This is a genomic window from Sphingobium sp. (assembly GCF_036170395.1).
Taxonomy (GTDB): Bacteria; Pseudomonadota; Alphaproteobacteria; order Sphingomonadales; family Sphingomonadaceae; genus Sphingobium.
The window spans coordinates 54,801-70,678 of the sequence record NZ_JAVHPD010000019.1; the positions used below are offsets into that span (position 1 = coordinate 54,801).

The 15,878-nt window shown below is 65.3% G+C and carries 16 protein-coding genes; 8 read left to right on the top strand and 8 right to left on the bottom strand.

All coding sequences use genetic code 11. From position 1 onward, the window contains the following. Positions 1-16 precede the first annotated feature (16 nt). The 3 genes from V2B31_RS06490 to araD1 all read right to left on the bottom strand — a co-directional run bounded on the left by V2B31_RS06490 (position 17) and on the right by araD1 (position 3,429). Positions 17-697, bottom strand: coding sequence for a TetR/AcrR family transcriptional regulator (locus V2B31_RS06490; protein WP_328276592.1), 681 nt, complete (start codon positions 695-697; stop codon positions 17-19). 141 nt (positions 698-838) lie between these two features. After that, positions 839-2,407, bottom strand: a complete 1,569-nt coding sequence (locus V2B31_RS06495) for an alpha-N-arabinofuranosidase (RefSeq protein WP_328276594.1) — start codon at positions 2,405-2,407, stop codon at positions 839-841. A gap of 29 nt (positions 2,408-2,436) precedes the next feature. Beyond that, the gene (gene araD1 / locus V2B31_RS06500) at positions 2,437-3,429 is read right to left on the bottom strand and encodes an AraD1 family protein (protein WP_328276596.1); all 993 of its coding nucleotides are present in this window, start codon (positions 3,427-3,429) and stop codon (positions 2,437-2,439) included. A 162-nt stretch (positions 3,430-3,591) separates the two neighbouring features. Between araD1 and V2B31_RS06505 the strand changes: the two genes are divergently transcribed. Further along, a complete protein-coding gene (locus tag V2B31_RS06505; RefSeq protein WP_328276598.1) occupies positions 3,592-4,356 on the top strand; it encodes a FadR/GntR family transcriptional regulator in 765 nt (254 codons plus the stop codon). Positions 4,357-4,480: 124 nt separating this feature from the next. Here the strand turns inward: V2B31_RS06505 and V2B31_RS06510 are convergent, their stop codons facing one another. Further along, positions 4,481-5,788 (bottom strand): sugar MFS transporter, encoded by a 1,308-nt coding sequence (locus V2B31_RS06510; protein ID WP_328276600.1) that lies wholly within the window; start codon positions 5,786-5,788, stop codon positions 4,481-4,483. A gap of 124 nt (positions 5,789-5,912) precedes the next feature. On the opposite strand from V2B31_RS06510, the gene V2B31_RS06515 reads away from it, so the two are divergent. Beyond that, positions 5,913-7,064: an aldose epimerase family protein gene (locus V2B31_RS06515; RefSeq protein WP_328276602.1), complete on the top strand. Its 1,152-nt coding sequence runs from the start codon at positions 5,913-5,915 to the stop codon at positions 7,062-7,064. A 362-nt stretch (positions 7,065-7,426) separates the two neighbouring features. Here the strand turns inward: V2B31_RS06515 and V2B31_RS06520 are convergent, their stop codons facing one another. The 4 genes from V2B31_RS06520 to V2B31_RS06535 form a co-directional block, all read right to left on the bottom strand. Further along, positions 7,427-7,582 (bottom strand): hypothetical protein, encoded by a 156-nt coding sequence (locus V2B31_RS06520; RefSeq protein ID WP_328276604.1) that lies wholly within the window; start codon positions 7,580-7,582, stop codon positions 7,427-7,429. Positions 7,583-7,599: 17 nt separating this feature from the next. Next, positions 7,600-8,310 carry a hypothetical protein gene (locus tag V2B31_RS06525; RefSeq protein WP_328276606.1) on the bottom strand — a complete coding sequence of 237 codons (711 nt, stop codon included), beginning with the start codon at positions 8,308-8,310 and terminating at the stop codon, positions 7,600-7,602. A gap of 94 nt (positions 8,311-8,404) precedes the next feature. Beyond that, positions 8,405-9,622 carry a toxic anion resistance protein gene (locus tag V2B31_RS06530; RefSeq protein WP_328276608.1) on the bottom strand — a complete coding sequence of 406 codons (1,218 nt, stop codon included), beginning with the start codon at positions 9,620-9,622 and terminating at the stop codon, positions 8,405-8,407. A 235-nt stretch (positions 9,623-9,857) separates the two neighbouring features. Further along, complete coding sequence (locus tag V2B31_RS06535; protein WP_328276610.1) at positions 9,858-10,052, bottom strand: hypothetical protein; 195 nt, start codon at positions 10,050-10,052, stop codon at positions 9,858-9,860. 491 nt (positions 10,053-10,543) lie between these two features. Here V2B31_RS06535 and typA point away from each other — a divergent pair, with 491 nt between their 5' ends. The 6 genes from typA (at position 10,544) to V2B31_RS06565 (ending at position 15,869) form a co-directional block, all read left to right on the top strand. Then, positions 10,544-12,361, top strand: a complete 1,818-nt coding sequence (gene typA / locus V2B31_RS06540; protein WP_328276612.1) for a translational GTPase TypA — start codon at positions 10,544-10,546, stop codon at positions 12,359-12,361. Positions 12,362-12,620: 259 nt separating this feature from the next. Then, entirely contained in the window at positions 12,621-13,112 is a 492-nt protein-coding gene (locus V2B31_RS06545; protein ID WP_328276614.1) for a helix-turn-helix transcriptional regulator, read from the top strand. Between the two features lie 66 nt (positions 13,113-13,178). After that, on the top strand, positions 13,179-13,523 hold the full coding sequence (locus V2B31_RS06550) for a hypothetical protein (RefSeq protein WP_328276616.1): 345 nt from the start codon (positions 13,179-13,181) through the stop codon (positions 13,521-13,523). A 59-nt stretch (positions 13,524-13,582) separates the two neighbouring features. Further along, complete coding sequence (locus tag V2B31_RS06555) at positions 13,583-14,002, top strand: hypothetical protein (RefSeq protein WP_328276618.1); 420 nt, start codon at positions 13,583-13,585, stop codon at positions 14,000-14,002. After that, entirely contained in the window at positions 13,980-14,477 is a 498-nt protein-coding gene (locus V2B31_RS06560) for an ArsR family transcriptional regulator (protein WP_328276620.1), read from the top strand. The genes V2B31_RS06555 and V2B31_RS06560 overlap by 23 nt, the downstream gene beginning before the upstream one ends. Before the next feature lie 78 nt (positions 14,478-14,555). After that, on the top strand, positions 14,556-15,869 hold the full coding sequence (locus tag V2B31_RS06565) for a NupC/NupG family nucleoside CNT transporter (RefSeq protein WP_328276621.1): 1,314 nt from the start codon (positions 14,556-14,558) through the stop codon (positions 15,867-15,869). Positions 15,870-15,878: the final 9 nt, after the last annotated feature.

A 15,878-nucleotide genomic window follows, 5' to 3' on the forward strand; every position in this document is an offset into this window, starting at 1 on the left:
CGGCGCAACAGGGTGCTCAGGCCGCTTCCATCGCCAGCGATTCGATGTCGATCCGCACCGGCGCGAGGCTCTGCGGCGTCGCGGTGCGCGCCAACGTGAGCAAAGACTGCACGGCGAGGGCGGTATAGGCCGGCATCCGGTCGGCCCAGGGCTTGCCATGGCCGAGAAACGGCGTCGCCCCTTCCATCGACGCGCTGATGTACAGCGCGACCGTTCTTACATCCTCGGGCGGCAGCGCGGGGTTCATCTCGGCCACATAGCCGCCGATCACGCCATGCACCCGCTCGTAGAAGGCGCGCACCCGGTCGGCGACCACCGCGTCATGATTGGCGAGCGCCCAGAGTTCGGTGAAGAGATGCGTCGTCTGCCGCGTTCGGATATCGTCGAGGCAGAAGATGATGAAGCGTCGCAACTGTTCTTCGGCGGCCAGCCCCGGCTTACGCACCATCGCATCGAGCAGCCGGCCATAATGGTGGATCAGATCGTCGAGCAGCACCTGGATCAGCATTTCCTTGCGCGGGAAATGGTAGCTGACATTGCCGACCTTCATCCCGCACCGCGCGGCGATGCGGCGGATGGTGAAGCCTTCCGCGCCCTCGTCGATCAAGATGTCGAGCGCCGCTTTCAAGATGGCGTCGACGGTTTCGGAGCCGCGGGCATAGATGCCGGGGCGGGCAGGGGCGGCTGGCTGGGTCATCGGACGTCGGCCTTGATTATCATGCTCTTGCCTGCCTGACCAGCGCCATAGGTCGGTGCCGCCGGCGCGCTGCCCCCAGCGAGGCAGCAGCGCGCCGGCGGCGGAAGCGGGCGGCACTTCCACCCTCCGCCCGCTTCTTGGCTATTGCAGGTCCAGCACCACCACCGACTTGGGCGGCAGCGCGACGGTCAGCGTTCCGCCGCTCACCTGCGCGCCGGTGAAGGGCACGGGCCTGACCGTCTCGGGCGCGTCGAATGTGTTGTGCGCGTTGATCGCCTGCGCCGTCAGCACCCGCCCGGTGACGGTCGCGACATTGATGCCGTCGAGCTTCACCGTCACCGTGTTGGGCTGGTTCGGATCGAGGTTCGAGAGGCCGACATGGACCTTCCCGTCCTTGCCCCGCACCGCCGATCCGCTGACCGCCGGCATCACGAACTTGTCCTTGTTGTACCAGGGCGTCGCGATGTCGATCGGCAGCACGGTCGCGTCCTGCCAGGGCTTGTACATTTCGAACACATGATAGGTGGGCGTCAGCACCATCTTGCGCCCCTCGGTCAGGATCATCGCCTGGAGCACATTCACCATCTGCGCGATGGCGGTCATGCGGACGCGGTCGGCGTGCTTGGCGAAGATGTCGAGATTGACCGACGCGACCAGCGCGTCGCGCAGCGTATTCTGCTGGCGCAGGAAACCGGGGTTGGTGCCGGGATCGGGCGCATACCAGGTGCCCCATTCGTCGACCGCCAGGAAGACGCGCTTCTGCGGGTCGTACTTGTCCATGATCCTGGCGTGGCCGGCGATCAGTTCGTCCATCTTCCAGGTGGCCGCGAGCGTATCGGCCCATTCGGTCTCGCCGAATTTGACCGGATCGGCCTTGGGCGGCCAGCCGCCCTGCGGCAGCGTATAATAATGAAGCGAGAGCGCATCCAATTGCTTGGCGGCTTCCCGCATGGTGACTTCGGTCCAGTTATAGTCGCCGCCGTTCGCGCCCGCCGCGATGCGGACCAGCGTCTTGCCGGCCGGCACCTTGAGGAAGGTCGAATAGCGCTTGGTCACGTCGGAGGCATATTGCGCGCTCATGTTGCCGCCGCAGCCCCACAGTTCGTTGCCGATGCCGAAGGAGGCGAGCGCCCAGGGTTCCTTATGCCCGTTCCTCGCCCGCTCGTCGGCCAGGCTGCCGGCCGGCGCGGTGATATATTCGATCCACTCGGCCATCTCCTGCGGCGTGCCGTTGCCGACATTGCCGGAGATATAGGCTTCGGCGCCCACCTGACGCAGCAGTTCGAAATATTCGTGGGTGCCCACGGCATTGGGTTCGGTCACGCCGCCCCAGTTGGTGTTGACCTTGACCGGGCGCTTGTTGCGCGGGCCGATCCCTTCGCGCCAATGATATTCGTCGGCGAAGCAGCCGCCCGGCCAGCGGATGACGGGGACGGCGAGGTTGCGCAGCGCCGCGATTACATCGTTGCGGAAGCCGTTGGTCTGCGGGATCGACTTGTCGTTGCCGACCCACAGGCCGCCATAGATGCCGGTGCCCAGATGCTCGGCGAACTGGGTGAAGATGCGCTTGTCATACACCGGGCCTGGTCGGTCGCCATGGATGGTGGCGGTGGTCGGCTTGCCGTCGGTGTCGGCGCTGGCGAGCGGGGCGGTCAGCGCGCTCGCGCACAGCAGCAGCGCGGCGGCGGCGCGGCGCAGGGTCTTGGTCATTTGCATCCTCTCCTGATGATTATGGGCAGTCAAAGCGCGCGGACGGCGACATTTGCCGGCGCGGCGCGGCGCAGCGGGTTGCGCGCGGGCAGGGTGAAGGGCGCGGCCTCTATCTCGAAAATGTCGCCGTCGCGCGTCTGGAACCCGTCGCTGAAGGACAGGGTCGCCGTGCCGAAGAAATGGACATGGATGTCGCCCGGCCGGCGGAACAGATCATATTTGAAATGATGATGCTCCAGATTGGCGAGGCTGTGCGACATATTGGCCTCGCCCGACAGGAAGGGCTTTTCCCACACCGTCGCGCCGTCGCGGACAATGCGGCTCGCCCCTTCGACATGGGCGGGCGGCTCGCCCACCAGCAGTTCCGGCCCGAGCGCCGCCTGCCGCAGCTTGCTGTGGGCGAGCCAGAGATAATTGTGCCGTTCGGTCACATGATCGGAAAATTCATTGGCGAGGGTGAGGCCGATGCGCCAGGGCGTTCCATCCTCGCCGATGATGTAGATGCCGGCCAGTTCCGGCTCCTCGCCGCCATCCTGAGCGAAGTCGGGCATGGCGAACGGCTCGCCTGGTCCCACCAGCTGCGACCCGTCGCCCTTGTAGAACCATTCGGGCTGCTGGCCGACCTGTCCGGCGGCGGGCTTGCCGCCCTCCAGCCCTTCGAGGAACATCCGCATGGAATCGGTCTGCTTCTCGGCGGCGGCGGCCTCGCGGTGCATCTTGTCGCGCCCCTCGGCGGAGCCGAGATGGGTGAGGCCCGTCCCGGTCAGAAACATGTGTGCGCCATCCTCATGGTCGATCGGGGCGATCAGCCGGCCGGCGGCATATTCCGCCGCTATGTCGATCGGCGAGCCGACGCCCGCCGCCTCGACCAGATCGGCGAGGCCCTTGCCCTGCGCGATCGCCGCGAGCGCCAGGGCGCGGACGCTGGCGAAGCCCGGCACGATATGGGCGCTCTCGCCCTGCGCCGCGATGACGCTGCGCTCCCCCTCGGCCGACCGATGCTGCAACAGGCGCAATGCCATTATGTCCTCCCTCCGTGCGCCGCGCCGGACCAACCCGGAGCCGCGCGTTGCCTCCGATAATTACTCCGACATATTACAGGAAGATGGTAATGGCAATCCGTTGGGTGTAGCGATGGCGGAGAGATGTCATGGGGATGACAGGGGAGAGGGCAGGGAGTGGGGATGACGCGATCGGCGCCAGTGTCGGACAATGAGGACATAGCCGCTATCGACGGCGCGCGCGGCGTGCGCGGGCCGGGCCGGCGGCTGCACGGGGCGATCGCGCACAAGCTCGGCATGGCGATCCTGTCGGGCCAGTATCAGCCGGGCGACACGCTTTCGGGCGAGGTCGCCTTCGCCGAGGAACTGGACGTGTCGCGCAGCGCCTATCGCGAGGCGATCCAGGTGCTGACCGCCAAGGGGCTGGTCGAAAGCCGGCCCAAGGCGGGCACCCGCGTGCTGCCGCGCACCCGCTGGAACCTGCTCGATCCCGACGTGCTCGCCTGGGCCTTTGCCGGGGAGCCGGACATCCAGTTCGTGCGCGACCTGTTCGAGCTGCGCGCCATCGTCGAGCCGGCGGCGGCGCGGCTGGCGGCGCAGCGGCGGAACAAGGACGACATCAAGGTCATGAAGGATGCGCTCGCCGCGATGCGCCGCCACACGCTGGCGACCGACGCCGGGCGCGCGGCCGACCGCGACTTTCACAATGCGATCCTGAAAGCCACGGGCAATGACGCGCTGATCGTGCTGACCGCCAGCATCGGCGCGGCGGTGAACTGGACCACCCAATATAAGCAGCGCGCCCGCGCCCTGCCGCGCAACCCCATCCCCGACCATGTCCGCGTGTTCGACGCCATTGCGGCGGGTGATCCCCAGGCGGCGTCCGATGCCATGAGCGCGCTGGTGCAACTGGCGCTGGAGGATACCGCGAGCGCGATGGCGGGGTAGCTCATCCTCCCCTTAAAGGGGAGGTGGCAGGCCGAAGGCCTGACGGAGGGGTGTCGCGGCATCGTGAGGGTGACACCCCTCCACCACTTCGTGGTCCCCCTCCCCTTGCAGGGGAGGATTTTCCTTACCCACCCGCCTGCTGGTCGGGCAGCGCGTTCGTCACCTTGCAGCCCCACAGCGCGTAGAACAGCACATAAAGCTCGCACGCGGCGGTCAGCAGGAAGCTCGTCTGGAGCCCGTACATATCGGCCAGCCAGCCCTGCACCACGACCAGGGCGCCGCCGGCGATCGCCATGATGAGGAGGCCCGATCCTTCCTCGGTCAGCGGCCCCAGCCCCTTGATCCCGAGCGTGAAGATGGTCGGGAACATGATCGAGTGGAACAGGCCCACCAGGATCAGCGACCACATGGCGACCGGCCCGGTGGTGAACACCGTCACCAGCATCACGAGGAACGCGCCGATCGAGAAGGCGGCGAGCACATGGCCCGCATCGACCTTCTGCATGATCGCCGAACCGACAAAGCGCCCGACCATCATCCCGCCCCACAGGAAGGTGAGGTAATTGCCGGCCTGCTCATGGGTCAGATTGGCGATGTCGGGCTGGCTGACGAAATTGACGAACAGGTTGGCGACGCCGATTTCCGCGATCAGGTAGATGAAGATGGCGGGGATGCCGAACACCAGGTTGCGATGGTTCCAGAGCGAATATTTGCGCCGCTCTTCCTTGCTGTGCCGCTGCGTCGCTGCGCCCATTGCGGGCAGGGGGAAGCGCGCGATCACGACTGCCAGCACCACCAGCACGACGGCCACCAGCACATAAGGCAGGATGACCGATTGGGCGTCCGCCAGCCGCTCGGCCTGGGTCAGCACGACCTCGCCCTGCGCCGTGCCGCCCTTCGAGCGGCCAAGGATCAGAAAGGCGCCGAACATCGGCGCGAGCATCGTTCCTGCCGAGTTCATCGCCTGGACGAGGTTCAGGCGCGAGGAGGCGGTTTCGGGCTTGCCGACCACGGCGACATAGGGGTTGGCCGCCACCTGGAGCAGGGTGATGCCGCTGGCGATCACGAACAGCATCACCAGCGTCACGCCATAGGAGGGGATCGACGCCGCCAGCGTCATGCCGAGCGCGCCCGCCGCCATGACCAGCAGGCCGATCACCATCGACTTCTGATAGCCGACCCGCTCGATCAGCTTCGCCGATGGGATCGACGCGACGAAATAGGCGATGAACCAGACCGATTCGATCAGCGTCGTCTGCGTGTAGCTCAGCTCGAACACGCTGCGCAGGTGCGGCAGCAGCGTATTGTTGATGACGGTGATGAAGCCCCACATGAAGAAGAGGCTGGCGAGCAGCGCCAGCGCGGGGCCGTAGCGCGTGCCGGGGCTGTGCGGGGCGGCCGCCGCCGCGCCTGACGAAATCGGTCCTGCCATCCACCCTTCTCCCGCATGTCGATCACTGCACGCACAGCTTTCAAAGGCTTGCGTCCGCTTAATATGTCCGAGTATATCCCCCTCAACCGCCCGTCAATGGGCGCAATGTTTCGGGAGGAAGTCCATGCCAAGGCTCGTCAATCTTTCATTGAAGCTGTCGGGGGCGATGGCGCTCGCGCTGTCGGGCGGCGCGGCGCTGGCGGCCGAGGCGAGCCGCGCGCCTGCCGGATCGCTGGCGGACGGCGGCACGATCGAAGCTGTGACGCTCAGCAACGGCAACGGCGTGTCGGCCAAGATCCTGACCTATGGCGCGACGCTCCAGTCGCTCTCCGGCCCCGATCGCAACGGCCAGCAAGCCGACGTGCTGCTCGGCTATGACGATGCGAAATCCTATGTCGACTTTCCCAACTATTTCGGCGTCACCGTCGGCCGCTATGCCAATCGCATCGCTGCGGGCAAGTTCAGCCTGGACGGCAAGGCCTATCAGCTTCCGGTCAACGACAATGGCGTCAATTCGCTGCACGGCGGGGGCAAGGGCTTCGACAAGCAGAATTGGAAGATCGTCTCGCTGAAGAGCGGGCCGGCCGCGACCTTGGTGCTGGGCCTCACCAGCCCGGATGGCGACGCCGGCTATCCCGGCAAGCTCGACGTCACCGTCACCTACACGCTCGACGAAGCGGGCAATCTCGGCATCGCCTTCGACGCGAAGACCGACAAGCCGACCATTATCAACATGACCAACCATGCCATCTTCAACCTGGCCGGCGAAGGATCGCCCGACGGCGCACTGGGCCACAAGCTGACCATCCCGGCAAAGGCCTACACCCCGGTCGACGCCAACCTGATTCCCACCGGCGAGTTGAAGCCAGTCGAGGGCGGCGTGTTCGACTTCCGCGCCGGGCGTCGCGTTGCCGATGGTATCCGCGACGGGCGCGACCAGCAGATCGTCTATGGCCGCGGCTACGACCATAATTTCGCGCTCGACAAGGGGCTGACCAAGACGCCCGAACTGGCCGCCCGGCTGGAAGACCCGGTGTCCGGCCGCGTGCTGGAGGTACTGACCACCGAGCCGGGCGTGCAATTCTACACCGGCAATTTCCTCAACGGCGCGCTGATCGGCAAGAACCGCCATATTTACCGCATGGGTGACGGCATTGCGCTGGAGCCGCAGAAATTCCCCGACGCGCCCAACAAGCCCGGCTTCGTGTCGGCGCGGGTCGATCCCGGCAAGCCTTATCATCATGCGATGATCTACCGCCTGTCGGTCGCGCGCTGAACCGCCGCCAGCCCCGGCGAAAGGCCGGGGCGGCACCCTCCACAAAGAGGCTTGCGCTGGCCTGCCGCATCGCCTAGAGCAGCTTGGACAGCGTTGTCATGTCCTCTCCAAGTCGGACAATGTTGGAACCCCGGTCGGCCTGAAAGCGAACTGCACGCGCCGACGGCCGGCCGGGGCATTCTAGAAAATCGAGCGCTTCATCCGATCCGTTCGCTTCGAGCAGGTTCGAGCGACGTCGAGAACCGTCTGTCGAGAAGGATTGCGCGAGCGTTCTCGATACGCCTTCTCGACTGCGCTCGAAGGGGCTACTCGAACCGAACGGAGGTGGTTCGGGTTCGACACTCTGTGCTGGTAAAGAGCCTCTATGGCTTGCGCCGCCACCGCCGAAATAGCGTGAAGCCGGCAAACCCGCCCCCCACCAGCATCGCGATGACGCCGCCGGCCGACGCCAGCGCCCATGCGCCCGCCGCCAGCAGCCCGGTCAGGAAATCGACGATGATGAGGGTGAGGTGGATCATGGATCGCCGGGGAGGGGCTACTGCCCCAATTCCCTGGCTTCCTGATATTTGAGTTCCAGAAACCGGTTCTGCACGGCGAGCTTGTCAAGGTCGCCGCTGGCGAGCGTCTCGCTCATCCGCGCAATCTCGGCGTCGATGACGCTGAGCCCCTCGACCAGCTGCTTTTCGGGGATGCGCCCGTTGCGCTCCTCGCGCCGTAGCGGTTCGGGGATCGATTGATAGCCGGTGACCAGTTCGGGCAGGTGGTCGGCGAGCAGCTTGCGGATTTCCTGCGCGGCTGGATCGCCTTCGCCGATACGCTCCAGTTGGGGGGCGAGCGTCTCCAGCCGCACCCCGATGCTGTCCACCAGCGTGACGGCGGGGGCGGGGAGAGCCTTGCGCTGAGTCTCCAGCCAGATTTCGGTCTTGAGCGGCAGGGCCGTCAACTCCGTCTGCGCCAGCGCTTCGGTCCGCACGCGATCTTCGGTCGGCAGCAGCGCGATCAGCACCAGCGCGGCGATGACGACGCCCAGCGCGATCATCACCCCGGTGACGCCCAGCGGCATCACGAAGCCCGCGACCGCGCTGCCGAGCAGGATGGCGAGCACTGCCCAGAAGGCATATTTGAGTTTGCGGACGAGGCCTGCGTTGCGCCGCTGCCGTGCGCGCGTCGACAGGCTCTGCCCCCGCTCGCTATGCCGGCGCAGCACCGCTTCGGCGTCGGCCAGAACACGGTCGGAACGACTCATGATTTAGTGCCCCATGTCCGTTCGGGCTGAGCTTGTCGAAGCACGCGCGCGCCCTTCGACAGGCTCAGGGCGAACGGAGGTTGGCTAGTCATCATCACCCCTCGATCGCGCTCAGCAGGGGATTGTCGACCCGCGCTTCCTGCGCGGCGCGGGCCTGGCCCTCGGCGCGAGCGATATAGCCCTTGGACTTCTCGACCTCGTTCGACAGCGTATTCACCGTCGTCTTCATATTCTCCAGCGCTTTCAGCTTGAACGCGTCGATATTGTCCATGGTGTCGTAGATATTCTGGAAGGCGCGCTGGAGCGTTTCGATGGGGATGGTGGACGAGGCCGCTTGCTCGTGAATCTGCGCGGTCTGGCTCTTGAGCAACTCGCCGGTCCGGTCGATCATGTTCGCCGTCGTGGTGTTGAGCGCGGTGATCTGCTCCAGCACCAGCCGCTGCCCCACCAGCGCCTGCGCGACCGTGACGGCCGTGCGGAGCGCCGCGACGGTCGTGGTGCTGGCGCGGTCCACGCCCTTCACCAGTTCGACATTATTCTTCTTGACCAGATCGAGCGCGAGATAGCCCTGCACCGTGACCGCCATCTGCGTCAGCAGATCCTGCGTGCGCTGGCGGATATAGAAGAGCGCGGTCTCGCGGATCGCTTTCGCCTTGGCGGGATCGGACGAGTCCAGCTCCAGCGCCTTGGCCTCCAATCGGGCGTCCATGGTCTTGCTGATATGGATCATCTGCTCCAGACGACCCATGGTCTGCCACATATTCTGCCGCTCGACATCGATGGCGGCATTGTCCTTTATGAGCGTGTCCTTGCCGCTCGCAAGGCTGCCGAGGATCGCATTGATGTGGCTCTGCGCGCTTTTATAGCCGTCGAAATAGTCGCGCATCTTGTTGCCGAACGGGATGATGCCGAACAGCTTCTTGGGCGCGAGCAGGCTGCCCTGCTTGCCGGGATCGAGATCCTCCACCGTGCGGCGCAGTTCGGCAAGGTCCGCGCCGACCTTGGTGTCGCTGTCCATCGCGCGCACGGGCCGGTCGAGGAAACGGTTGCTGTGCCCCGCCGCCTCGGCGATTTCCTTGCGGCCCATATTGCTGAGCTGATCGACCCGCTTCCCGAATTCGGGCGAATTGGCGTCCTGCGCGACGAGATCGTCGATGAAGGCGTCGACTTTTTCGTCCAGCTTGCTGCGCGTGCCCTCCTCGATGGGAACCAGGCCGGCAGCCTTTTCGGGCGCGACCACGGGCACCGGATCGGGCGGCGTCAGGTTCAGCGTATCTGCGGTCGCGGTCGTTGTGGGCGCGGTGGTAGCCATCTCGTCTCCTTGCCTGCATCAGCGCTCAAGGTGTCATATGGAGATAACGCACCTCGGCGGCAAGCCCGGCGCGATATTGCCCCGCGCGGCACCCATGGGCAAGGTCAGAAGGCGAGCAGCGCGATCAGCATCGGATCGCGGGGACCGTCCGCACGATGGCGGGTCGATATAATGTCGGCCGCTATTGCGTAGATCACGCCTGCGGGGTCGAACCCCAGCAGGCGTCTATTGGGCGTCAGCGCCTTGACCAGAGCGCGACGAGCCGCGCCTTGAGCGCCTCCAGTCGGCGCGACTGGGCTTGCCGCTTCAGCAACCGCTCCTCCAGCAGCGCGAGGCGCAGTTCCTCGCGATAGATCCGTTCGTCCGCCGTCAGATTGTCGGGCGGGGCAGGCGTAATCAGGTCTCGAAAGCTCGACGGTTCAAAACCCATCGTCATGCTCCTTCTGCTCAAAGCAGCGTCACTGGAGTCTTTGTGCCCGGCCCCATCGGCCCTGGACAGTTGGCGCGATCTCCGACGACTCTGTCGGTAAACACGGTGGTAAGGTTAAGCTGCGTCATCGTCATGAAGTAAAGGTGACATGCTGAAGACTCACTGCGGACTTATTTGCGAAGGTCCAAGCGCTCCGTGGGGCTCCCGCAGGGCAGTCCCATATGGAATTTGCCCTTGGTGTGAAAAAGGATTTGGCCAAGTCTCCGTTCGCCCTGAGCCTGTCGAAGGGCCTTTTTTTTCTTTGTTCCGAGTGCCTGCGCCAAGAAAAGGACGGTCCTTCGACAGGCTCAGGACGAACGGCATTTTCATATGCGATAGCCTAGGGGGTTCCCGCCCCCGCCCTTGCCGCATCGCATCATTTCCTGTAGGGGCGCGCCCGAAACCCCTGTGCGGCGTTGGGCCTGCGGGGCAACCGATCCCAAAGGCACCTCATGTCCCTGCGTAATATCGCCATCATCGCGCACGTCGACCATGGCAAGACTACTCTCGTCGATCAGCTTTTCCGCCAGTCGGGCACCTTCCGCGACAATCAGCGCGTCGAGGAGCGCGCGATGGATTCCAACGACCTGGAAAAGGAGCGCGGCATCACCATCCTGGCGAAGCCCACTTCGGTGGAGTGGAAGGGCACGCGCATCAACATCGTCGACACGCCCGGCCACGCCGACTTCGGCGGCGAGGTGGAGCGCATCCTCTCGATGGTCGACGGCGTCATCCTGCTGGTGGACTCGTCCGAAGGCGCGATGCCGCAGACCAAGTTCGTCACCGGCAAGGCGCTGGCGCTGGGGCTGAAGCCCATCGTCGTCGTCAACAAGGTCGATCGCCCCGACGAGCGCATCCAGGAAGTGCTGGACGAGGTGTTCGACCTGTTCGTCACGCTGGAAGCCACCGACGAGCAGCTCGACTTCCCCGTCCTCTACGCCTCGGGCCGCAACGGCTATGCCAGCGAAGACCCGCAGCGGCGCGAAGGGACGCTGGAGCCGCTGTTCCAGAAGATCGTCGATCATGTGCCGCCCCCGGCGCTGGAGCAGGACGCGCCCTTCAGCTTCCTCGTGACCCTGCTCGACCGCGACAATTTCCTCGGCCGCATCCTCACCGGCCGGGTCCAGTCGGGCACGGTCAAGGTCAATCAGGCGATCCACGCGCTCGACATGGACGGCAAGGTGATCGAAACCGGCCGCGCGTCGAAGATCATGGCGTTCCAAGGTTTGGACCGCGTGCCGGTGGACGAGGCCAAGGCGGGCGACATCATTTCGCTGGCGGGCCTGACCGTCGCGACCGTCGCCAACACCATCTGCGACACCTCGGTCAGCGAGCCGATCCAGGCGCAGCCGATCGATCCGCCGACCCTCTCGATGCGCTTCGCCGTCAATGATTCGCCGATGGCGGGCCGCGAGGGCAGCAAGGTGACGAGCCGCATGATCCGCGATCGCCTCGCCCGCGAAGCCGAATCTAACGTCGCGATCAAGGTCACCGAGTCGGAGGACAAGGACAGTTTCGAGGTCGCCGGGCGCGGCGAGCTTCAGCTCGGCGTCCTGATCGAGACGATGCGCCGAGAGGGTTTCGAGCTGGGCATTTCGCGCCCGCGCGTCCTCTTCGGCCAGGACGAGAATGGCGACCGCACCGAGCCCTATGAAACCGTCGTCATCGACGTGGACGATGAATTTTCCGGCACCGTCGTCGACAAGATGAACATCCGCAAGGCCGAGATGACCGACATGCGTCCCTCGGGCGGCGGCAAGACCCGCATCACCTTCTCCGCCCCGTCGCGCGGCCTGATCGGTTATCATGGCGAATTCCTGTCCGACACGCGCGGCACCGGCATCATGAACCGCCTGTTCGAGAAATATGGCCCCTATAAGGGCAAGATCGAAGGGCGGAAGAATGGCGTCCTCATCTCCAACGGCGCGGGCGAGGCGAATGCTTACGCTCTTGGCCCGCTGGAAGAGCGCGGCATATTGTTCGTGGGCGTGGGCGAGGCGCTGTACGAAGGCATGATTATCGGCGAGAACGCGAAGCCCGAGGATCTCGAAGTCAATCCGATGAAGTCGAAGGCGCTCACCAACTTCCGCGCCAGCGGCAAGGATGACAGCATCCGCCTGACCCCGCCCAAGCGCATGACGCTGGAGCAGGCGATCGCCTATATCGACGATGACGAAATGGTCGAGGTGACGCCCAAGAATATCCGCCTGCGCAAGCGCTTCCTCGATCCCAATGAGCGGAAGCGCCAGTCGCGCGCCAAGGCGGCCTGATGTTTCAGAGCCGCCTCAGAATGGCGGCTTAATAGACAGGGCGGGGGGCGACTCCCGCCCTTCGCTTTTCCGCCGACAATGTCCATTGCGGAACCGAAACGCTACGACATTCATTGCCGCTTCATTGCGTCGCCTGCCCATGTCGTGCGATTTTGCGACCAGCGGCTTAGGCGAATCGCAATAGGTCGTTGACAGACTGCCCCTGCGACGGGGCATTCTGCCGGAGCCGTGTCGCGTGACGCGCAGGAGGACAGATGGAGTGGCCGATACCCTGCCAGCCTTGAGCGAGGGGGAAAAGCAGTGCCTGCGCCTGGTCGCGCAGGGCTTCAATTCCAAGGAGATCGCGCGCCAGCTCCAGGTGTCGGAGCATACGGTCGATCAGCGCGTCCGCACCAGTTTGCGCAAGTTCGGCGTCCCGTCCCGCAAGGAAGCGGCGCGGCTGTTCGTTTCGGGCTATCAACAACCGCCCCAGTTCGACACATATCAGCCTTTGATACATCAATCGGAACGGCTTGCGTCCGGTCCCCCCGCTGCGGCAACTCTGGCTCAGCCGGACAGGCCGGATGGCGATAGGAAGCAGGGCACGCTTCTGCGCCGCCTCCTCGCCTTCGGCCCGCCGCTAGGGGGATCGACGAATGAACTGAGTGCTGATGGCCGCATATTGGCGATGATCCGCGCCTCGATCCTGACCGGGGTCGGCCTCGTCACTCTGCTGCTTCTGATATCCGGCGCCTTCAAGGCGCTGGGCTGATCCTCCCCACATCGCCACGCTGATAACGCACCGTCCGCAGCGGACGCCGTGCGAAGGAGAAGACTTGTGCTGAACCTTGACCCCACCAAGACCCAGGCCGTCGCCGACCAGACCCGCCAGGCGTTCGCCACCATCGACAATGCGCTGGTCGATGCCGCGCAGCTGACCACCGCCTTCGTCACCGCCGCGCAGGGCTCTGGCCTCACCGCCATGGAAAGCCAGCGTATCCTGAAGCAAATTCACGACAGCGCCGCCAAGCTGATCGAGGGCCGCAGCGACATGATCCGCGCGACCGCCCTTCTGACCCGCTGCCTCGAGCATAGCCAGATGGACGTCACCGCCGTCGGCTGCCCGCTCGGAATGGACGCGCCGGCCCATGAAGAGCCGCGCCACCTGACCCTGGTCGCTTGACCTGGGTGGAAGCCGCCCGCATTCGGCGCGCCTATGACCCCTCTCATTCGGAGTTTCGGATGCTGGCGGCTTCCTTCTGGTCTTTGACCCTCCTGACCTGCGGCTTCGCCGTGGCGTTCGGGGGGCGCGACGGGCGCTTGTTCGCGCTGCTCTTCTTCGCCAGCGTGCTGCTGACCATGCCCGCCCTGCTGGTGGGTTCCTGGCAGGGCACACAGCTCTGGCTCACCATCGTCGATACCGCGCTGCTCGTGGCGCTGATCTGGCTGATGCTGCAATCGTCGAGCTACTGGCCGATCTGGGCCGCCGCCAGCCAGTTGCTGACCGTCCTGACCCACGCGGCGACTCTGCTGCTCCAGACTTTTTCCGAACGCATTTACGAAGGGCTGAGCACCGTCTGGGTGATCCCGCTGCTGCTCTTCACCCTCATCGGCATCGAACTCGACCGGAAGGCTCGCCATGACCGCGCATATACCGCCTGAACGGGGGCTCCCCAGCCAGGAAGCGGTCGACCTGGTCGTCGCGCTGCAACGCTGCCTCACCAATTTCCACGCCCGGCCCGAAGAGCCCGCCATTCTCGACAATGAGGATGCCGGGCAAGCCGCGTCTCTCGCCCGCTATGTCGAGGCGCGCCGGGTGCGCGCGATGCTGTTCGGGCAGAATCTCTTTTCCGATCCTGCCTGGGACATATTGCTGCTGCTCTTCCAGGCGGAGCTGGAGGGCAGCTCGCTCAGCCTCGAACAATTGAGCGAGACGCTGCGCCTGTCGATGAACGTCACGCTGGGGCATGTCGGCCTCATGGAGCGGCGCGGGCTGCTCGCCGAACACCGCACCTCGCCCAACAGCCGCCGCCGCCGTTCGATGCGCCTGACCCCGCTTGCGATCGACGCGATGAGCAGCTGGATGTCGCTCGCGTTCGGGTCGGGCGAAGCGGACAAGGCCGGCAAGGCCGCCTGAAGCGGCGCAAACGCTCTGGCCTCTGGCGCGTGCGGCCCATATAGTCGCGCGCACACGTCCTTCACGCGAAAGCGCTTCATGCATCTTCTCATCGGCCTGGCCGGCATCCTCCTCATCCTCGCCATCGCTTTCGCTCTGTCCTCCAACCGCCGCGCCATCCGCCCGCGCGTCGTGGGCGCGGCCTTCCTGCTCCAGGCCGGCATCGCGCTCCTCGTCCTCTATGTTCCGGCCGGCCGCGCGATCATCGCCACCATGTCGCATGGCGTCGCCAACCTGCTCGGCTATGCCCAGGCCGGCACCGACTTCATCTTCGGCCCGCTCGCCAAGCCCGAAATCGGCGGGGCGAGCTTCGCCATCTCGGCGCTGCCGGTCATCATCTTCTTCGCCAGCCTGGTGTCGATCCTCTATTATCTCGGCATCATGCAGTTCATCGTCCGCTGGGTCGGCGGCGCGATCGAGACGGTGACGGGCGTCTCCAAGGTCGAGAGCCTGTGCGCCGCCGCCAATATTTTCGTCGGGCAGAGCGAAAGTCCGCTTGTCATCCGCCCCTATCTCGCTGGCCTCAACGGACCGCAGCTCTTTGCCGTCATGACCAGCGGCATGGCGGGCGTCGCTGGCACTATCCTCGCCGCCTACGCCTCGATGGGGATCAAGATCGATTATCTGCTGGCGGCGAGTTTCATGTCCGCGCCCGGCGGGCTGCTGATGGCGAAGATCATGATGCCCGACGAGCCGGTGCGCGAGCCCGAACTGCCGCTGGAGGACGACATCCACCTGCCCGAAACCCGCCGCAGCGGCGCAGGCCCCGCCGTCCTCAACGCCGAAACCGTGCCCGGCGAACCCATGCCGGTCGCCACCCATGACGAGGAAAAGCCCGCCAACATCATCATGGCCGCCGCGCAAGGGGCGCAGACCGGGGTCAAGCTCGCCGTCGCGGTCGGCGCGATGGTGCTGGCCTTCGTCGCGCTGGTCGCGCTGGCGAACGGCATATTGGGGGGCATCGGCGCGCTCGCCGGCTATCCCGATCTCAGCTTCCAGATGCTGCTCGGCTATGTGTTTTCGCCGGTCATGTATCTGCTCAACATCCCCTGGACCGAAGCGCAGGTCGCCGGCGGGCTGTTCGGCACGAAGGTCGTGCTCAACGAATTCGTCGCCTACATCAATCTCGGCCAGGTGCAGGGCACGCTGTCGCCCGCGACCGTCGCGATCATCACCTTCGCGCTGTGCGGCTTCGCCAATTTCAGCTCGATCGCGATCCAGATGGCGGTGACCGGCAACCTTGCCCCCAACCAGCGCCCGATGATCGCGAAGCTGGGCCTGAAGGCGCTCGTCGCCGGCAGCCTCGCCAACCTCATGAGCGCCGCTCTCGCCGGCCTGATGCTCAGCCTCTAAAACAGGACT